The sequence below is a fragment of the Clostridium sp. KLE 1755 genome (genome assembly GCF_000466465.2).
Classification (GTDB): Bacteria; Bacillota; Clostridia; order Lachnospirales; family Lachnospiraceae; genus Eisenbergiella; species Eisenbergiella porci.
Window position 1 is genome coordinate 12,666 of sequence record NZ_KE992771.1, and the last position, 20,603, is coordinate 33,268.

10 protein-coding genes and 1 pseudogene are annotated in these 20,603 nt (G+C 47.5%); 5 read left to right on the top strand and 6 right to left on the bottom strand.

Annotation, left to right across the window (positions count from 1 at the left end; translation table 11 throughout):
- Together HMPREF1548_RS24760 and HMPREF1548_RS24765 are read right to left on the bottom strand one after the other, a co-directional pair.
- Positions 1-408: pseudogene (locus tag HMPREF1548_RS24760) on the bottom strand (hypothetical protein); the annotation flags it as partial.
- 221 nt (positions 409-629) lie between these two features.
- Entirely contained in the window at positions 630-1,679 is a 1,050-nt protein-coding gene (locus HMPREF1548_RS24765) for an AraC family transcriptional regulator (protein WP_021639489.1), read from the bottom strand.
- 129 nt (positions 1,680-1,808) lie between these two features.
- Here HMPREF1548_RS24765 and HMPREF1548_RS24770 point away from each other — a divergent pair, with 129 nt between their 5' ends.
- Positions 1,809-4,808, top strand: a complete 3,000-nt coding sequence (locus HMPREF1548_RS24770; protein ID WP_035323837.1) for a glycosyl hydrolase — start codon at positions 1,809-1,811, stop codon at positions 4,806-4,808.
- A 71-nt stretch (positions 4,809-4,879) separates the two neighbouring features.
- Here HMPREF1548_RS24770 and HMPREF1548_RS24775 read toward each other — a convergent pair whose 3' ends face one another.
- Both HMPREF1548_RS24775 and HMPREF1548_RS24780 read right to left on the bottom strand, forming a co-directional pair.
- Positions 4,880-6,397 (bottom strand): response regulator transcription factor, encoded by a 1,518-nt coding sequence (locus tag HMPREF1548_RS24775; RefSeq protein WP_021639491.1) that lies wholly within the window; start codon positions 6,395-6,397, stop codon positions 4,880-4,882.
- Complete coding sequence (locus HMPREF1548_RS24780; RefSeq protein ID WP_035323840.1) at positions 6,394-8,136, bottom strand: sensor histidine kinase; 1,743 nt, start codon at positions 8,134-8,136, stop codon at positions 6,394-6,396. Before HMPREF1548_RS24780 ends, HMPREF1548_RS24775 begins: the two co-directional genes overlap by 4 nt.
- Before the next feature lie 328 nt (positions 8,137-8,464).
- Here HMPREF1548_RS24780 and HMPREF1548_RS24785 point away from each other — a divergent pair, with 328 nt between their 5' ends.
- From HMPREF1548_RS24785 to HMPREF1548_RS24795, 3 genes are all read left to right on the top strand, one after another.
- A complete protein-coding gene (locus HMPREF1548_RS24785) occupies positions 8,465-9,817 on the top strand; it encodes an ABC transporter substrate-binding protein (protein WP_021639493.1) in 1,353 nt (450 codons plus the stop codon).
- Positions 9,818-9,889: 72 nt separating this feature from the next.
- Positions 9,890-10,804 carry a carbohydrate ABC transporter permease gene (locus HMPREF1548_RS24790; protein WP_021639494.1) on the top strand — a complete coding sequence of 305 codons (915 nt, stop codon included), beginning with the start codon at positions 9,890-9,892 and terminating at the stop codon, positions 10,802-10,804.
- A gap of 10 nt (positions 10,805-10,814) precedes the next feature.
- Positions 10,815-11,672 carry a carbohydrate ABC transporter permease gene (locus HMPREF1548_RS24795; RefSeq protein WP_035323842.1) on the top strand — a complete coding sequence of 286 codons (858 nt, stop codon included), beginning with the start codon at positions 10,815-10,817 and terminating at the stop codon, positions 11,670-11,672.
- A gap of 358 nt (positions 11,673-12,030) precedes the next feature.
- Here HMPREF1548_RS24795 and HMPREF1548_RS24800 read toward each other — a convergent pair whose 3' ends face one another.
- Positions 12,031-14,526, bottom strand: a complete 2,496-nt coding sequence (locus HMPREF1548_RS24800) for a glycogen/starch/alpha-glucan phosphorylase (protein WP_021639497.1) — start codon at positions 14,524-14,526, stop codon at positions 12,031-12,033.
- Between the two features lie 248 nt (positions 14,527-14,774).
- Positions 14,775-17,942, bottom strand: a complete 3,168-nt coding sequence (ileS, locus tag HMPREF1548_RS24805) for an isoleucine--tRNA ligase (protein WP_035323844.1) — start codon at positions 17,940-17,942, stop codon at positions 14,775-14,777.
- 1,092 nt (positions 17,943-19,034) lie between these two features.
- On the opposite strand from ileS, the gene HMPREF1548_RS24810 reads away from it, so the two are divergent.
- Positions 19,035-20,300, top strand: a complete 1,266-nt coding sequence (locus tag HMPREF1548_RS24810) for a chloride channel protein (RefSeq protein WP_181970067.1) — start codon at positions 19,035-19,037, stop codon at positions 20,298-20,300.
- The last annotated feature ends 303 nt before the right edge of the window (positions 20,301-20,603 follow it).

The following is a 20,603-nucleotide window of genomic DNA, read 5'->3' on the forward strand; positions in this document are numbered from 1 at the left end:
CCCTCTGGTCACAATCCGGTATTTCTGATAGAACTTTTTCTGGGCTTCTATATTAACCAGAAGCTTTACCGTCTCCGCCCTTCTCCGTTTGGGGACGTATGCCCGGAATCTGATATCATAGGTCACGGTTCCTTCTCCCGGAACCTTGCTTTCCGTATTATCCCCCGTGATAAGGAGCATTTTATTCTCCTTTTCTCCCGGTCGCAGCAAGGTATTGGCAATTTCAATTCCCGGTTCGATCCACGCTTCTATTTCCTGCGGTGAATAATCCTTATATTCCGCCACAGCTCCCTTCAGGATACGCGCCAGAACCTGCCTGCTGCCCAGAATCCGCTTTACATGACCGTCATATTGGGCCTTAGCCCCGGCATCGTCCAGCGTTTCGGCAATCCATGTCCGTCTTTTCATTTGTTCCTCCTTATACAGGCAGGGATACAGGCAGCGGCCCCTGTAAAAACAGCTTCTGCATTTCCTGCCGTTTTAAATGTGATTTTTCGGCAGAAACTGCCAGAATGTGCGAATGCACTAATAAATAAGAATATAAAAATGATACTTTATTAATGTTTAGTTGTCAATTAATATAATAAATATTTTGAACAAATATTCTAACCTTCGGAATACTTACAATATCATTTGCTGTATTCTTTTCTGTATCTGGCCGGTGTCATATGATAATACCGCCCAAATACCCTGTCAAAATAGCTTCTGTCTCCATACCCCAGCTCTGCAGTAATTTCTTCAACAGACAGCCTGTTTTCCTTCAATAGCAGGCAAGCCCTGTTCATCCGGAATTCCGTTACAATATCCGTAAAGGTCCGGTAAGTATATTTTCTGATAAGGCGCATCATTGTCCTTTCGGTATAGTTAAAGTATTCCGCCAGAGTTTTCAGCGTAATATCCCTGTAATTCATTGAAATATAAGTGATAATCCGTATCATATCCACCTTATCCTCCCCAATGCTGCGATCCGCTATCCTGCTCTCGTATTGACGCGCCAGTGATATAAAAAGACCCGACAGACTGGTATAGATCATATTCTGATACATTTCCTTTTTCTCACAGAATTCCGCAATCAGCTTATTCAGGAAAAAGGCGGACTCCCCTCCTTCCGTCAGGGAGAACACAAGATGTCCTGCCGGAGAAGCGATATGATATAGTGCCTTTATAAAAAAACCCGATATCGGATTTGTATTATCCATCAATGGTATCAATGTATTGTAAAACCATTCCTTCTTCATAATAATATTAAAAACCACCGAATTTTCATCTTCAACTCCAAGCTGATGCACCGCCTCCAGATTATAAATGCAGATATCTCCTTCATAAAGAGTTCCTGCCTTTCCCTCAATCGTTGTGGTGCACTGTCCCCGGTACACATAGATCATCTCAAAAAAATCATGATTATGGAATGCTGTAAGAAAATACCGGATACCGTTTTCCCTGTCTGTGGCATGAACCGTTTCCATCGTCACCTTTACCTGCTCCTCTTTATCAAAGGCCTGGACGGCACGTATGGTCCGATGCCTTTTTGTCCCTCCAAAAACATCCTCCATTTCCCCATATCTGTTCCGGGAAAGGTTTGTCATATAACCGTCTCTGTTTTCATGGTTCCTGTTTTTTTCCGTCTTTTCAAGCAGGATCCATTCATTAATAATCTCAGTATCTTTTTTCTTTCCCATAAACCTCTCCTGTCACTTTATTACATAAATAGCGGTATATTTTGTCATTTCCCTAAATACGGAAATCCCTGCTTTGCACCTATAATGGACTTGTAGCCAATATTTTATTTACATAAAAGGAGGAATCCAATGAAAGCATATACTACCGAACCAATATGCCCCAGGCTGTCTCATTATAATACCTCTGCCGGCTTTGCGGAAGAATTCCGCAGTCCTGCAGGAAACACCCGCCCCAGAATACGCTGGTGGCTGCCCTCCGCCTATCTAAGCATGGGCGGTATAGAAAATGATATCCGCTCTATGGCAGAAGCCGGCTTTGGCGGTGCGGAGGTGGTCCCCATGCCTCGCTTTGACATCCCTGGTGATTTAACCATAGAGTGGGGTACGCCCCGATGGAAGGCTTTTGCCGAACACATCCTGGAAACCGCTGGAAAATATAATTTTACCATTGATTTTTCCATGACACCCTTCTGGCCCCTGGCGCTGCCTTCCGTTACGGATGCATCCAATCCGGAACATGGTGCCCAGATGGAAACCGACTGTGCCTGGATTGACGGCATTACCAAAGCTGCTCCTTTTTCAGGATCCGTTCCTGTATCAGAGCAAGCCGTAGCAGATGCCGCCTCCGTAGGCTGCATCCCTCGTCTGGCTGCTGTCACCTGTGCAAAATATGCAGATAAGCCTTCCCATACCCTTGTCCATTCTTCCGCCCGTGCCTTTCTCCTTAACAGGGAAGTTCTGGCTGACAAATCGGATCCTCTTTCCTGGAGTCTCTCCTTTACTCCTGAGGAGGATGGAGAATATGTAATTTTCGCCTGGTGGGAACATCCCTCAGGAAACAAAACCTGCCAGAACCTGCAGCTGGATCATTACAGCCGCAAGGCCACAAAGCTTTTAACCGACTACTGGGAAAAAGAACTGATTCCATGTTTTGGTGATAATTTCAGGCATACTGTTTCCATGTTCATTGATTCCCTGGAATTCCAGACCCATCTGGACTGGACCCGAGGCTTTCTTGATTCCTTCCTTGCAGACAATGGTTACGACCTTGCTCCCTACCTTCCGGCCCTATATGACGAAGACAGTCCTGGCTGCTTTGTCTCTTTTCCTGAACCGGATTTCAGGTTTGATGAATATAATAAACAGATTCTTAATGATTATCATGAATTTGTCACAAGACTATATATTGAAAACCACCTCAAACCCCTGACCGAATTCTGTGAACGCCATGAAATCAACATGCGTTATCAGACCTCCTACGGAAAAAGCCTGGAATTGGCCCAGACGGCCATGTATGTAACCATTCCGGAAACCGAAACTCTGTACGGCGGAGATATCCTGGATTTTTACCGGTTACAGTCAGGCAGCATGCATCTGTCAGGAAAACAGATTTATTCCATAGAGGCGTCTGCAGAAATGAACGGACGCGGTAACGGCGGCATAAATTCCGGCAATTACCAGCAGACCTGGGGCAACCAGCTATGGCATATGGGGCGGGCATTTTCATGCGGTGTCAATCAGGCTGTTTTCCATGGTTACTCCTACGAAGGTTTTTATGAGGGAGAGGGAAACGAGAATGGTTTTCTTCCGGGAACCCACTGGCCCGGCTATACTACCATGGGTTATAGCGAATTTTCCAATAACTGGAGCAGCTGTCAGCCAAACTGGCTGCATGCCAGGTTATATACAGACTTTCTGGCCAGAAACCAACTTGTCCTAAGACAGGGAAGCAGCAAAATGGATCTCGCAGTTTACAGACATAGCTATGAGGAAATCATTGATTTCAACCACGCTGTCAAGCTGTATGATGACGACGGGCTTTTGGAGCAGCTGGGCTATACCTATGATTTCGTCAGTCCCTCCTCACTGGAGCTTTCCGGCCTTTGCGTGTCCGATGGGCGCCTGGCTCCCGACGGTCCCGCTTATCAGGCACTTCTGCTGAATGCGCAGCAGTTTCTGCCCTATTCTACTGCGCTGAAGCTGCTGGAATTTACAAAAGCCGGACTGCCAGTACTGTTTATCGGAACGCTGCCCGGTCAGTCCGCCTTTCATCTGGAAAAGGACATTTATCCCATCATAGAAGAAATGCTTCGGCTTCCTCTGGTAAAGCAGGTGGATTCCGTCCGGAATGTTCCCTCCGTCCTCCTGGAACTCGGGATTCTTCCCAATGCCAGGTACCACAGTCCCTCCAAAATGCTGAATGTCCACAGGCAGACACAACAGGCCGATTTTTATTATTTTTATAATTACGGGGATGCTGACACTTATCCTCTGGCCCGGGAAATGGCTGCTGTTAAAACAGATGTGACGCTTCACGGCAGCGGCGTGCCATTCCTGCTGAATGCATGGGACGGACGGATTACCCCCATTGCCGCCTACGAATCTACGGACACAACGGTAACCCTCCGTCTCCGTCTGGATAAAAACGACAGCTGTATCATCGCTTTGATACGAGAACCCGGATATCTTGACACAGCTTTCCCCGGACTCCATACGGTGTTGCCTGAACTTTGGGCTGAATATACCGACGGACAGCAGATACTTCTGAAATCACTGACAGGCGCCCAGATTGATGTTCCTTTTTCCGATAAAAAGGTGGTATCCGCCGGCTTTACTGCGATTCCTGCCTCCATCCCTTTAAAAGGCTGGGAACTTACCCTGGAAAAGTGGTCGGAAAGTCCGGTTCCCAATGAAAGTATAAAAAGCATACAGACCTTCTTTTCCCTGGAACATTTGGTTCCCTGGAAAGAGCTTCCCGGCCAGGAGTTCACATCAGGAATTGGTACTTACCGTATTTCCTTTTCCCTGGATAATGGCTGGGAGGATGGCATCGGCTATCTCCTGAACCTCGGAGATGTCTGTGACAGCTTCAGCATTGTTGTCAATCAGCAGGAAATTACTGTAAACCAGTCTTCCTCACTGATCGATATCGGAAGCTATTTGCACAGCGGGGTGAATACCCTGTGCATTACCGTCGCTTCCACACTTCTGAATGCCCTCCTTGCATATTCTAACTGTCATCCGCTCTCCTTCAGCCGCTGGCAGAAAGAAATCAGAGTACCTGACGCTTATGGCATACTTAATGACGTTACCCTGGTTCCCTATGCCTGGAGTATACCGGAAAACTGATAGCAGTAAACGTACGCCGCCGGGCGCATCATCAGGAAAAAGCTGCCGGATAAATCCGTCGGCTTTTTCCTCTATTTCGAAGGCTTTTTATTATTGCGGATAACCGTTCTCTTATATTCCCGAATTGTCATGCCTGTAACATTTTTAAACAGCCGGATCATATAATTCATATTCTGAAAATTCATTTCTGCCGCAATTTCATTTAAAGAACAGCTCCCACAATCCAGATATTCCTTGATTTTCTCCACCCGTCTGTTATTAATATATTTCACATAGGTCTCTCCCGTATATTCCTTAAACTTCTTGCAGAAATGCGGAACACTCATAAAGCTCTGTGCTGCCGCTTCCGTCAATGGAACCTGTTCACAGATATGAGCCTCAATATACTGCAAAACCGTTTCCATTGTGTCATCAGCCAGCCTTTTTAAAAGTTCCTCTGAAAGCTCGGCCATATCCGCCTTCAGCCTGTGTTCCAGTAAGCTTCTCCCGGCTGCATTCATTATACCTTCCATTCTGACGGCAAATTCTAATATCATCTGGCCGGCCAGACTGTATTTCTGCGCCAACGCATAAATAAACTGGTTCATCTGGTGAAACAGATCGCTTTTCACGCTCTCCACATCCGTCCGCCTGCTGCCATAGAAATCGAAAAATAAGTTCAGCTCCCTGCTAAATTCCTCCAGCCATCCCGGCTCCAGGAAGCTGTCCACATTCAACGCAAGGGAGATTTTTCGTTCCGTCTGCTGCCTGTCAGCCATAAAAAAACAGCTTTCCCGTTCATAGAAATCCAGACTCAGCAGTTCCAGCCCCTCCTGGTAATAAGCTCTGATTTCCTTCAGTTCCTCAAAGAAACGGCTACAGCCTATCATAAGTCTTTCATTGATAAACAGCCTCACATTCTGCCGCAGATCACTGCAGTTTTTCCGAAGCAGTTCCATTTTTTCTGCTTCCTCCATCTGTTTGGGGAATTGAAACAAAATGAACATTTCTTTATTATAAGGGGAAAAAAACGTTCCCATTCCTTCTTTTTCCACAATATTTTCCAGTAAATGAATCAGCATGGTCCGATCCACATTTCCCGACAGCAGGGAAGCCTCCATACTTTCCGCACTATGTATACTCAATACTCCGACCGCATAGCTGAAACATTGTGTACCTTTTTCATTGGCCCATTTTGTTTTTACCTCCCCTGACTTTTCCGCCAGCCTGGGAATGATCTTTTCGGCATTAATCTTTTCAATTATGCTGTACAGCTTCTCTTCTGTCACCTCCTGCTTCAATATATAACTGTCGGCTCCCAGTTCCAGAGCCTCCCTGGCATAAGAAAAATTATCATGGCAGCTTACAATAATAATCCCTGTACTGAGGTTTTCCTCCCTTACTGCTTTAATTAAGATAAGTCCGTCCATGTCCGGCATTTCTATATCTGTAATAACAATATCCACCGGCCCCTGTTCGCGCAGATAAACAAGCGCATCAAGAGACGAAGAAAAAGTTCCCTGCACCGCTATATTCTGTTTGTTTTCCAAAAAGGTCTGGATTCCTATCCTGGCCAATATCTCGTCATCAATAATAATTATTCTTATCATTCCATCTCCCCGTCTTCCAAAACCGGCAGAATAAAATGCGCACAGGTTCCCTTCCCCGGCTCGCTTTCCATAAACAGACCATAGGAAGTCCCGTATTCCAGCTTTATTATCTGTTGTATATTCTTAATTCCCACATTCGTATGCTGTTTGTCCGCCGGCTCTTCTCTGCTTTCCCATTCCTGCACATCAAATCCTTTGCCGTTATCACGTATGATGACATGAAGCCGTTCCTCTTCCTTGTATGATTTCAGCTCTATCCTTCCATCACTCAGCTTTCCTCTGCTGAAGCCATGTATTATCGCATTCTCCACAATCGACTGCAGTAGGAACTTCCGTATCAGAAGCTCCTGCGTATCCTCCGATATAGAATATGCAATATCAAAATTCATAAATCTCGTTTTCTGGATTACAGTATAGTTCTCCAGCAGCCTGATTTCGTCCGTAAGCCGGTGAAGGCTGCTTCCTTTATTGGTAATCTGCATCAAAATATAGATCAGTGAATCCGTAACCTTCTGAATCACCGGCTGCTTATTGATCACGGCAAGCCATTTTACCGTATTCAGGGAATTATATATAAAATGCGGGTTCATCTGCGAAATCAGTACCTGCATCTCAAAATTATTTTTTTCCCGCTCCACCCGCCGATTGTCCAGAATCAGTTCATGTACCTTCCTCGTCATAGTATTAAAATGTATGAAGAGCGTTTTAATCTCCTTAGTTCTGCAGGTTTCCTCAGCGCTCACCTGCAGATTTCCTTCTGCAAAAGTATCCATTGCATGCGTCAGCGATAGGATCGGCCGGACAATATGCCGGTTCATCAAAATAATCATGACAAAGATAAGGACGACATAAACACTGACAATAAACAAAACACTGAGCCCAACCGGTTTAAAATCCGAAAAAAGAGAATTTACCGGTACAATAGCAAGCTGAAGCCAATTCGTCTTATATGACTTTGCATATGCCACAAGACAGTTTTCACCCCCTACCTTTTCCGTAAAAAATCCCGTCTTATCCTTTACATCCGGTATATCAAACGGTTCATTCAGCCGCTTTATATCCGAACAATACAACACCGTACCGGAGGGATGTATAATATAGGTTGTCGCCCCTTCCATATTGATGGTAGCAAAGGCATTATCAAAAATTTCCTTATCCACGGTCATATACATAATTCCCAGATTCTTCTTTTCCGCAGTATTCAAAGACCTGGCAATTACATACTTATAGGTTCCGAACGGATACGGAGAGTAAAAGCTTTCAGGAAGCCATATCATCCGTCCCCCCTCCGCAATAATCTCTTCCTTTTTCCCGTTAACATATTCAACAATTTTCGCATTGGAAGTTCCTGCGTGCACCATTGTGTCATGGGAATCGATCTGCATGGACGCCATATCCGCATTAGATGCGCACATATTGCTCATTTCCACTCTTATCCTGTCCCATTCCCCCGCGGACAGATCTTTCTTTTCCAGAATGGCAACTGTTTTATTCAAATAAAGCGTCATAGAAGTATCACGATACCTGTTATAAGCCGTATTCAGCTGTTCCTGTGTGGATGCCAGATTGGTAACCAGATATTTTCCATAGATTCTGCAGGTATACTTGTACATAATATTGACGGACAGAGCAACCAGCAGTAAAAAGGGAGCTATAATAAGGAAAATATAATACAGCACTACATGGAGCTTTAGGCTGATCGATAACGGCTTTGCTTTGATACTATTCATTTTCCGCATATTCTTTCCTCCCACTTTCTGTTTTATTGCCGGCTGCACATCCCCGCTGAATCATTATAAATATTGTAATCGTGATTGAACCAGACAGCTTCCAAATATTTTTCATTCTAGCATACCCATTTTTTATTTACAATCAAACAGGCGTAACGGCGGACTTTCCGATAAAATCGTGAATAAAAAAGAAAATTGGTAACTTTACCGCCTGTGCCGTACGGAATTGGATAATATTGTGAACTCCAATCATAGGAAAGTTAATTGCCTTGCATTTTAAAAAATATATAATGGGTACATAATCTCGAGGTTGCAGCAAATATAAGGAGGATTCATTATGAAAGGGAAAAAAGTTCTGGCACTATTGACATGCACGGCTCTTCTGGCAGGCGGCCTTACGGCCTGCGGTAATTCATCATCCACCGCACCTGCACCATCCACGGAAAATACCGCTGAAACAGCCGCCCCGGAAGCAGAAACTACCAAGGCCGCCGCTGAGCAAACATCCGCAGCCTCTGACGATGCCTCCACTGAGGAAGATATCACAGGCTCCCTGACCATCTGGGAACATGGAACCACCTTTGAAAATTCGTTAGCTGCCGTTATTGAAGGCTTCCAGAAAAAATATCCCAATGTGGAAGTTGAATATGAAATTAAAGACGGAGATACCTATTACAGCCTTCTCACCACCGCAATCCAGTCCGGTGAAGCGCCGGATCTGTTCTGGACAAACGGAACAGCTACCACGAATATGCAGGATTATGTGAAAAATGACGTGCTGATGGATATCAGCAATCTGGATTTCAGTGCATTGACGGAAGACAGCATGAAGCTCGCTACAATCAATGACACGGTTTATTCAGTTCCCTGGCTTACCATGGACACACGCGCATGTTTCTACAATAAAGACCTCTTTGCAGAAAACGGCTGGGAAATCCCAACTAAATTCAGTGAATTTGAAGCGCTTTTGGAAAAACAAAAGGGAGCCGGCATTATCCCCATCTCCTTCTCCCCTACCAGCTTCGGCAGCGTACTTTTCATCTTTGAACCTGTGTTATCCGCTATGGACCCTGCCTATACAAAGGGTCTGTCCGATTACTCCGTAAAGCTCACGGATCAGCCGGCCAAGGATGCCCTCAACAAACTGATTGAATGGGCGGACAAAGGCTACTATGGTGAGAACTATAAGGGCGTTACCGATGGTTCCGCCGCCATTCTGACCTTTACAATGGGAAAAGCCGCCATGTTTATCGGCGGTTCCTGGGAAATGTCCAGTATTGAATCCAATAACCCCGACCTGAATTATGGTGCATTCCAGATTCCCGCAGAAGACGGCACTACTGGTATGGTTGGTACCTGCGCCAACGGATTTTCCATCTATAAAGATACTAAAAGCCCGGAAGCTGCCAAAGCATTTGCCCAGTACTGCGCATCTCTGGAGGCGCAGACAACATGGGTACAGGTGCAAAGAGCCGTATCCGGAAGTCCTGAAATCCAATCCGCCAACCCGATTGCCAATGAAATATCTGACTGTGATAATGTTTATACCAGCTGGCAGTCCCTCATTTCCAAATATTCCATAGAAGGAGGTACGGGAAATGCCATCACGGAAGAATACTTCCCCAAACTTTTCGTGGGAGATATTACAGTGGATCAGTTAATGGAGGATTTAGCTAAAGAAATGCAATAACCAAAGCGGTATACGGACCTGTATGGATACAGGTCCGTATCAGGCTTTTTTAATCAGACTGGAGATTTGCTTATGAAGGAAAGAAGTAGAAAAAAGAAGCCCTATCTCTTTTTTATTGCCCCGGGCTTTATCGCATATACAGTTTTTATCATCCTTCCCATTATTTATGTCATATATCTTTCGGTATTTGAATGGTCGGGATTAGGTGAAATGAATTTTATCGGCATCGAGAATTTCAAAACTCTTTTTACCAATACAAGAATCGCCCCCGTGTTCTGGAATGCCCTTAAAAACAACTTGAAATATCTGCTCTGCGTATGGTTTATTATCACGCCCTTCCAGTTCCTCGTCGCTTATCTGTTCTATCTTAAAATACCGTTTTTCAAATACTATAAATTCATGATTTTTATGCCCTACGTCATTAGTTCCACCATCGTAAGCTTTTTTGCCACAATGATGTTTAACCCGACTATCGGTTTCCTGAATACTTTTTTTGAAAAACTGGGACTCCATCAATTCATAAGCGCATGGGTAGGGGATCCTAAGCTATCCTTTAAAATCATGATAGCGCTTGTTATCTGGCAGGGCGCCGCTTCGGGAATGATGATTTTTTATGCCAATATGATGGATATTCCCCAGGACATTATCGAGGCGAGCAGAATTGACGGCTGCTCTGAGGGGCAGCGGCTTACAAGAATCCTGATCCCGCTTTCCCTTCCCGCCTGCTCCTCCATCATTGTCATGAGTTCCATCTGGGCACTGGGTGTCTTCGATATTCCCTTTATGCTGGGCGGTCCTACCGGAGGGGTAAACAGTTCGCTGGATTTCGTGAACCTGGTATTTTACAGGTATACCTTCGGGAGCGTGCTCAGCGGAGAAGTAAACCTGGGCTTCGGCGCTTCCATCAGCGTTACCATGTTTATTATTATCATGATTGTTACCTTCATACAGAATAAGGTATTAACTAAATTTGAATATGATACATAAGGAGGACAATATGGCACGGAAAGGAAAAAATAAAGAAATCATCTCCACAACCTCCCGGCTTGTGCGTTGGTTCTTTTCGATATTATTGCTTATTTTTACCAGTATCACCATATTCGTTCTTCTCTCCACACTTTTAAATTCCTTTAAGACAAAAACGAATATACTTAATGATACCTTTGGATGGCCGCAGGCCTTTTCACTGGACAGTTATGTGGAAATATTTACGAAGGACAAATTTGGAAAGTACTTCTTCAACAGCATCATCCTGACTGGCTGCGGCACTACCGGCTGCGTTCTCCTCGCCGCGCTGACCGCCTTCGGCATTGCCAGATATGAGTTTAAGGGAAAGCCGTTCCTCACCTCCTATTTCCTGTTCGGCATGATGTTTCCCATTCAGGTAAGCGTACTGCCGCTGTTCATTATCCTGAAAAAGCTTTCTTTGCTGAATAAGCTTCCCGGCATGATCCTTGTATATGCATCCGGTATATCACTGTCCGTATATATCTTCCAAAAATTTTTCAGGACAGTCCCAACAGCACTGGATGAATCGGCAAGGCTTGACGGAGCCAGTGAACTGCGTATCTTTGCACAGATAATCCTTCCCCTTTGCAAACCGGTAATATCCACCGTTGCATTAATCACCGCCATAGGCGAGTGGAATGATTTCTATATGCCCATGGTTCTTCTGGGCGGAAAAAATGTCCGGACACTCCCTCTGGCTATTTATAACTATCTGAATGAATTTATCAAATATATGAACGTTTCCTTTGCCGCTGTAATGATAACGCTGGTACCCATTATTGTTATCTATTTTCTGTTCTCCAACCAGCTGGTGGAGGGGATTACCGGCGGTGCCGTTAAGGGCTGATGCATCCTGCTGTTACTTTTCGTCCCATAGAGTACTCCGCTATAAAAAAAGAAGCATATGGCAGCAAATCATCCGGGATTCAGAAAGTATTACACTCCCCGGGACTGATAAACTGTCCGTATGCTTCTCTTTTAACAATTTAAAATATACGAAATCTGTTGCTTACTTTTTAGTTGACCCGAATTTGAAGAATAAGTAATCCGGTTCCGTATTGCTAATCTTCCATAATCTTATTTACTTTTTCCACACTGATGCCACAAAATTCCTACATAGCTTCACGTCAGGCGGCGGCATCCTGTCTTATTTTTTGAAGATTAACGATATTTTAATCTCTTCTTTAACCAACCGGCTGCTTTTCTTATTTTGCCTTCGGCTTCTCCACTCTCTTAGGCAGCACTACCTTATCCAGATGCCAGATATCGTCCACATATTCCTGGATAGTCCTGTCAGAGCTGAATTTGCCGGAGCAGGCCACGTTCAGGATTGCGCTCTTTGCCCAGTTTGCTTCATCCCTGTAAGCTGCCTCCACTCTGCGCTGTGCTTCCGCATAAGGCTTGAAATCCTTCAGGATAAAATACATATCCGCCTTGGAGGTGCTCTGTGTGTTCAGAAGGGAATTGTACAGCGGGCGGAACAGCTCCGTATCATAGGGGGCAAAGGTTCCGTTGATTAACTGCATCAGCACTCTGCGGATGTCAGGATCGTTGTTGAAAATATCCATGGGGTTATATCCGCCGTAGTTCTCAAAACGGATAACCTCGTCGGAGCTTAAACCGAAGATAAAGGCATTTTCCATTCCTACCTCTTCCACGATTTCCACATTGGCGCCGTCCATGGTACCAAGGGTAAGCGCACCGTTGAGCATGAATTTCATATTTCCGGTTCCGGATGCTTCCTTGCTTGCCGTGGAAATCTGTTCGGACACATCTGCTGCGGCAAAAATCCATTCTGCATTGGAAACCTTATAGTCTTCTATAAATACCACCTTGATCTTGCCGCCAATGGAAGGGTCATTATTCACCACATCCGCTACCGCGTTGATCAGCTTAATGGTAAGTTTTGCGTTGCGGTAGCCCGCCGCCGCCTTGGCCCCGAAGATAAAAGTCCTGGGATAGAACTCCATCTGGGGATTGTTCTTGAGTTCGTTATAAAGATACATAATATGCAGGATATTCAGCAGCTGGCGCTTGTACTCGTGGAGCCTCTTTACCTGCACATCGAAAATGGAACGGGGATCCACTTCCACACCGTTATGCTCCAGGATATATCTGGCAAGGCGCACCTTGTTCTGATATTTGATATTCATGAACTCCTGCTGTGCTTTTTCATCCTCGGCATAAATTTTCAGGCCGCTGATTTTGGACAGATCAGTAATCCAGTCATTGCCCACATGATCCGTTACCCACTGTGCAAGCAGCGGATTCCCATGAAGCAGGAATCTTCTCTGTGTGATGCCGTTCGTCTTATTGTTGAACTTTTCAGGCATCATTTCATAGAAATCTCTCAGCTCCTGCTTTTCCAGGATTTCCGTATGGAGCCTTGCCACGCCGTTGACAGAGTAGCCGGATACGATAGCGAGGTGTGCCATTTTCACCTGTCCGTCATAAATAATGGCCATTTTGGCAATCTTGTTCTGATCTCCCGGATACTGCTGGGAAACCTGCGCTATGAAGCGGCGGTTGATTTCCTCCACGATCTGGTAAATTCTGGGGAGCAGCCTTGAGAACAGCTCAATGGGCCATTTTTCCAGGGCTTCCGCCATGATAGTATGGTTGGTATAGGCACAGGTTTTGGTGGTCACAGCCCATGCTTCATCCCAGGTGAGATAATAATCATCCATCAGGATACGCATCAGCTCGGCAATTGCCACCGTAGGATGGGTGTCATTGAGCTGGAAGGTCACCTTCTCATGGAATTTTCTGATATCGTCATGCTTTCTCATGTATTTTTCCACGGCCTCCTGGACGGAAGCGGAAATGAAGAAATACTGCTGCTTCAGCCGAAGTTCCTTGCCTGCATAATGGTTGTCATTGGGATAGAGGACCTCTACGATATTCCGGGCCAGATTCTCCTGCTCCACAGCCTTCTGGTAATCTCCCTTGTCAAAGGACTCCAGCTGGAAGCACTCCACCGGCTCCGCATCCCAGATGCGCAGTGTGTTCACGATCCCATTTCCATAGCCCACAATCGGCATATCATAGGGAATCGCCTTTACGGACTGATATCCCTCCTGTTTAAAGTTATTACGGCCGTTTTCGTCCACGTATACATTGACATAGCCGCCGAACTTAACCTCTTTGGCATACTCGGGACGGCGCAGCTCAAACGGGTTTCCATCTGCCAGCCAGTTATCGGGAACCTCTATCTGGTATCCGTCACGGATCTCCTGCTTGAACATGCCGTAACGGTAACGGATGCCGCAGCCATAAGCGGAATACCCCATGGTTGCCAGGGAATCCAGGAAGCAGGCAGCCAGTCTGCCCAGGCCGCCGTTGCCCAGCGCAGGATCAGGCTCCTGATCCTCCACCAGATTAATATCGATACCCAGATCCTCCAGGGCCTCGGCCACATCATTATAGGCCTGCAGGTTGATCAGGTTATTTCCCAGCGCGCGGCCCATCAGGAATTCCATGGACAGATAATAAACGGTCTTGGGATCCTGCTTCGCATATTCCTTCTGGGTATTCATCCAGTTGTCTACGATCACATCCTTGATAGCATAGGCTACCGCCTGAAAAATCTGCTGCTGCGTAGCCTCCTCCAGGGTCTTGCGGTAAAGAGTTTTCACATTATATATAACGCTGTTCTTGAAAAGCTCTTTGTCGAATTTCTGTAATACCGTTTTCTTAAGCATGTATTTCCTCCTCGATCCTCTTTATATTCTTTAATTACGGTCTTTTCCGGCACTTCCGGGCTTTGTCCTTTGCCCATGTTCGCCCAATACGTACAGTTTACAACAATTTACCAATAATGAAAACAGTAATTTTGTAAAAAGAACTGATAAAATAAGGTAAAGAAAGCCGCCACTTTAGCCAAGCGGCGGCCTTTCTCCCCTGAAAACCCGAATTACCGTACTTTGCAACTGTTCAGTTCACAGCACAGTTACTGTACTTTTTCAATTCCAATGGTCACATTTTCACCGTTTACGTTCCATTCCTTGCTTTCAGCCAGGTTTTCCCCTGCTGTAATGGAATCCGCAAGAACCTTGCCTGCAATGAACTCCTGATTGGAGGCGGCGATTCCTGCCACCTTTTCATTGCCGCACAGGGACACTCTGATGTGATCCATCACTTCAAAATCCGCTTCCTTACGCATGGTCTGGATCTTGCTGATGATTTCATATACAAAGCCTTCCTCGATGAGTTCTTCCGTCAGGTTCGTATCCAGAACTACTGTCATATTATTATCCGCCTCGGATACATAGCCTTCCTTCTGGGTCATTTCGATAAGAAGGTCATCCTTGGTCAGGCTTACTTCCACGCCGTTTACGTCGAATTTCAGCGCTCCTGCCGCATTCAGCTCATCCATGGCCGCATTGCCGTCCAGGGATGCCAGGGTCTTCTGGATGCCGCCCAGCTGTTTTCCGTATTTCGGTCCTACCGTACGCAGCTGCGGTTTGAAGGTATAGGTGGTAAAGTCTCTTACATCCTCCGTAAATACCACCTTCTTCACATTCAGCTCATCCTCCACGATCTCCTTATAGAAATCACTGAGGACGGTTCCGGCCTTCACGAACATGGTTCCGATGGGCTGGCGGTTCTTGATGTTTGCCGTATTTCTGCAGGCGCGTCCCATCACGACGATGTCCAGCACCTCTTCCATGGCTTCCTCAAGTTCCTTATCCACATAAGAAGGATTGGCTGTGGGGAAGTCGCACAGATGCACGCTTTCCGGCGCGCTCTTGTCCAGGCTTCTCACCAGGTTCTGATAGATCTCCTCCGTCATGAAGGGAATCATGGGCGCTGCCAGCTTGCTCACCGTTACCAGGGCTGTGTAGAGGGTCATGTAAGCATTGATCTTATCCTGCTCCATTCCCTTGGCCCAGAAACGTTCACGGCTTCTTCTTACATACCAGTTGCTGCATTCGTCCACAAAATCCTGCAGCGCTCTTGCCGCTTCGGGAATCTGATAGTTATCCAGACGGGTATCCACTTCCGTGATCAGCGTATTCAGGCGGCTAAGCAGCCACTTGTCCAGCACGGAAAGCTTATCGAATTCCAGCGTATATTTGGAAGCGTCAAAATTATCAATATTGGCATACAGTACAAAGAATGCGTAGGTATTCCACAGCGTCCCCATGAACTTACGCTGTCCCTCGATAACCGCTTTCCCATGGAAACGGCTGGGCAGCCAGGGCGCGCTGCTTGAGTAAAAATACCAGCGGATCGCATCCGCGCCGTATTCCTGCAGCGCTTCAAAGGGATCTACCGCATTGCCTTTGGACTTGCTCATTTTCTGTCCGTTTTCATCCTGCACCAGTCCCAGGACAATTACATTTTCAAAAGAGGTCTGGTCAAACAGCAGCGTGGATTCCGCCAGCAGGGAATAGAACCAGCCGCGGGTCTGATCCACCGCTTCGGAAATAAACTGCGCGGGGAACTGCTGCTCAAAGGTTTCCTTATTCTCAAAAGGATAGTGATGCTGGGCAAAAGGCATGGCTCCTGAGTCAAACCAGCAGTCAATTACCTCGGGCACACGCTTCATGGGCTTGACGCACTTCGGGCAGGGGATGGTGATGGCATCGATATAAGGGCGGTGAAGCTCAACGGTCTTCGCTTCCGGATTGCCGCTTAAGCGCTCCAGCTCCTCCCTGCTTCCTACGGAAAGCATTTCCCCACAGTCACACTGCCAGATATTTAAAGGGGTTCCCCAGTATCTGTTTCTGGAAAGTCCCCAGTCCTGGATATTCTCCAGCCAGTCGCCGAAACGTCCTTTTCCGATGGATTCCGGAATCCAGTTGATGGTATTGTTGTTGCCGATCAGGTGCTCCTTGACAGCGGTCATCTTGATGAACCAGGACTCTCTCGCATAATAGATCAGCGGCGTGTCGCATCTCCAGCAGAAGGGGTAGCTGTGTTCGAACTTCGGCGCGGAAAACAGCAGGTCTGCCGCCGCCAGCTCCTTTAAGATGATCGGGTCCGCTTCCTTGCAGAAGGTACCTGCCCAGGGAGTCTCTTTTGTCATTTCACCTTTGGCATCCACCAGCTGAACAAAGGGCAGATCATAATTACGGCCCACATTGGCATCGTCCTCACCGAAGGCAGGCGCGATATGAACCACACCGGTACCGTCCGTCAGGGTAACATAGTTGTCACAGGTTACATAAAATGCTTTTTTATGCTGTTTTTCACAGGTTTCCACCGCACAGTCAAACAGCGGCACATATTCCTTGTATTCCAGGTCCTTGCCCACATAAGTTTCCAGCACTTCATAGGCCGGCGCCTCCGGGTTTTCCTTGTTCAAATCGCCCAGCACGGTATCCAGAAGCGCCTGCGCCATATAATAGGTATAGCCGTCGGCAGCTTTTACCTTGGCATAGGTTTCCCCGGGGTTCACGCACAGCGCCACGTTGGAAGGCAGTGTCCAGGGTGTGGTGGTCCATGCCAGGATATAGGCATCCTCATCCTTTACCTTAAAACGTGCGATTGCGGAACGTTCCTTCACATCCTTGTAGCCCTGAGCCACCTCATGAGAGGACAGCGGGGTGCCGCAGCGCGGGCAGTAGGGAACGATCTTAAAGCCCTTGTAAAGAAGGCCCTTGTCCCAGATTTTTTTCAGCGCCCACCATTCGGATTCAATATATTCATCATGATAGGTTACATAGGGATCATCCATATCAGCCCAGAAGCCGACCTTTTTGGAAAAATCCTCCCACATGCCTTTGTATTTCCATACGCTTTCCTTACATTTTTCAATGAAAGGCGCGATGCCGTATTCCTCGATCTGCTCCTTTCCGTCCAGGCCCAGAAGCTTCTCCACCTCCAGCTCCACCGGAAGCCCGTGGGTATCCCACCCGGCCTTCCTGGGCACCATATAGCCCTTCATGGTGCGGTAACGGGGAATCATATCCTTGATTGCGCGGGTTTCCACATGTCCGATGTGGGGCTTGCCGTTTGCGGTGGGCGGGCCGTCATAAAAGGTATAGGTCGGGCAGCCCTCCCTGATTTTCATGCTTTTTTCAAAAATTTTGTTGTCTTCCCAGAATTGTTCCACCTCGTGTTCACGTTCCACGAAGTTCAGGTCTGTGTTTACCTTAGTGTAAAGTGACATTTCCTTCTTCCTTTCTTTCTCCGGCATACAGCCATTCCTGTTTGATAAATTCGCGTCCTGCCGCGTGTCCGCCGTCTTGCATGGCAGTTCAGATCTCCTGGCACCTGCGCCATTCTGCGTCTGAAACAAAAAAATCCCCGTCCTTTCTTGTAAAAGGGCGAGGTCTGAGGCTCGTTGTACCACCTGTTACATCATACGGCTTATAAAAACAGCTGCCAAACCTGTCCCTATAAGAAAATATGGTTTCCCGTAACGGGGGAAATCCGGCGTCGCCTACTCGAAAAACCGGATGCTTCCTGCATCCTGCGCTTTCTTTCAGCCTGCGGCTCCGAAGTGATGTTCACCATGTCTTACTCGTACCGGCCTCCCACCTGCGCCGGCTCGCTGCAACTTTCCAAACATGCCTACTGTCTTCATCACGGCCTTTGTTTCTGTGTTCATGTCGGTATTATATAGCCCGCAAAGCCGCATTGTCAAGGGCTTTCGTGCTTTATCCCCCCATTTGTGCGCAGAGGGGTATGCGGTGCTTCCGGCTGGTGTTCGGGGTCCGCTGTGTTCTCCGGGAGGCGGCGGGGCGGGTGGGTGTTTTGCAGGTGCCAGTTATGCTGGGCATTGCGATGAGCCCAGGGCTAAAATCGGCAGGTGGGGCTGCCGATTTTATGGTCTCATCTCCATAGCATATAAGGCACCTGCAAAACACCCACCCGCCCCGCCGCCTCCCGGAGAACACAGCGGACCCCGAACACCAGCCGGAAGCACCTGGAGCTACGTAGTGGTAGTCGTTCAGGTAAAAAGGACGATTAAATAGAGGGATAATTTGTAAGCGCTAATTGGGGAGGGTGAAATTTGTATTCCGGATAGGGGGAGGGTTGGGGATTGTATGGGGATAAATTTGACGGATGGGGGTTTTGTGCTGTATTCTGTTTGAATGGTTTGTTGTTATGCGCGGGAGGTTGTATAATTGTAGTTGGTATGGAGGACAGGGGGTGGCGGGCGGGGATAGGAAGAGTAAATGCGGGATTTTGGTTAAATGTGGTATGTATGGTTTGTTTTGGACAGCGCGATATGGATAGGGAGAATGAGGAGGACATTATGAACTGGCTTAGGGCTTATGCGGAAAAGATATACAGGAATCTGGGGCAGTATTTTCGGTGGCTATTGTTTGGGGTTGTTACGGGGGTGGCCGTGGGGCTGTTTGCTTCGCTTTTTTCCTGGTGCCTGATACAGGTTACGTCTTTCAGGATGGGGCACCGTTATATGTTTCTGACGCTGCCGCTGGGCGGGCTGCTTATTGTTTTTACGTATAAGGCGTTTCATTTTGAAAATAACGGCGGGACGGATTCGGTGATTGAGAGCATTCACAGTGAGATCACGATTCCGTTCCGGATGGCGCTGCTGATTTTCAGTTCCACCATTATTACGATCCTGTGCGGCGGCTCCGTGGGGCGCGAAGGGGCGGCGCTGCAGATTGGGGGAAGCATCGGCAAAAAGCTGGGGGATATCTTCCATTTTAATGTAAAGGATAAAAAAATCATTTTGATGAGCGGCATGGCGGCGGCTTTTGCGGCGCTTTTCGGGACGCCGATGGCAGCGGCTTTTTTTGCCATGGAGGTTTCCAGTGTGGGGATTATGTATTATGCGGCGCTGGTGCCCTGTATCTGTGCGGCGCTCATTGCCCATAAAATTGCATTTTCCCTGGGCGTACAGACCGAAAATTTCCATGTAATGAATGATTTGGAGCTGTCCCTGATCCCCGGGCTGAAGGTGGTGCTGCTGGCCATATGCTGTGCGATTCTCAGCATCCTTTTCTGTATGATGCTGCAGATGGGGGAGGCCCTGTTTAAAAAATACTTTTCAAACCTTTATATCCGAATCGCCGCCGGCGGCCTGCTCCTGATACTCCTCACCCTCATTTGCGGCAGCCAGGACTACCTTGGCACAGGCATGCCCGTCATCGAGCACGCCCTCTCCGGGACAGCGATCCCCTGGGCCTTTTTCTTCAAAATGCTCTTTACGGTCATCACCATATCCGCCGGCTACAAAGGCGGGGAAATCGTGCCCTCCCTCTTCATTGGCGCCACCTTCGGCTGCACCCTGGGCGCCCTCCTTGGGCTCCCCGCCTCCCTCGGCGCCGCCGTTGGCATGATCGCCGTTTTCTGCGGCGTAACCAACTGCCCCGTAACCTCCATCCTCATAGCCTTCGAACTCTTCGGCTTCGACGACGCCTACTACTTCCTCATAGCCGTAGCCACCAGCTACATGCTCTCCGGCTACTACAGCCTCTACCACAGCCAGACCATCGTCTACTCCAAGTTCGAAAACAAATACGTCAACCAACCCACCAGCCACCGCTTTTAAGTCCTTTTTCTTTTCCTCCTGAATTCTTCCATCACCTGCCTGCTCACCAGCCGCCCGTGGAGGAAACCGGTGTGCCGGCGTGGGCTATGTTCTCCAGGGGAACGGCGGTGCAGGTGTGTTTTTTGCGGGTGCCTTTTATGCCATGGAGATGAGACCATAAAACCGGCAGACGCCCCTGCCGGTTTTAGTCCTGGGCTCATCGGAATGCCCGGCATAACCGGCACCCGCAAAAAATACACCTGCACCGCCGCTCCCCTGGAGAACATAGCCCGCCGCCGGCACACCGGTTTCCTCCACGGGCGG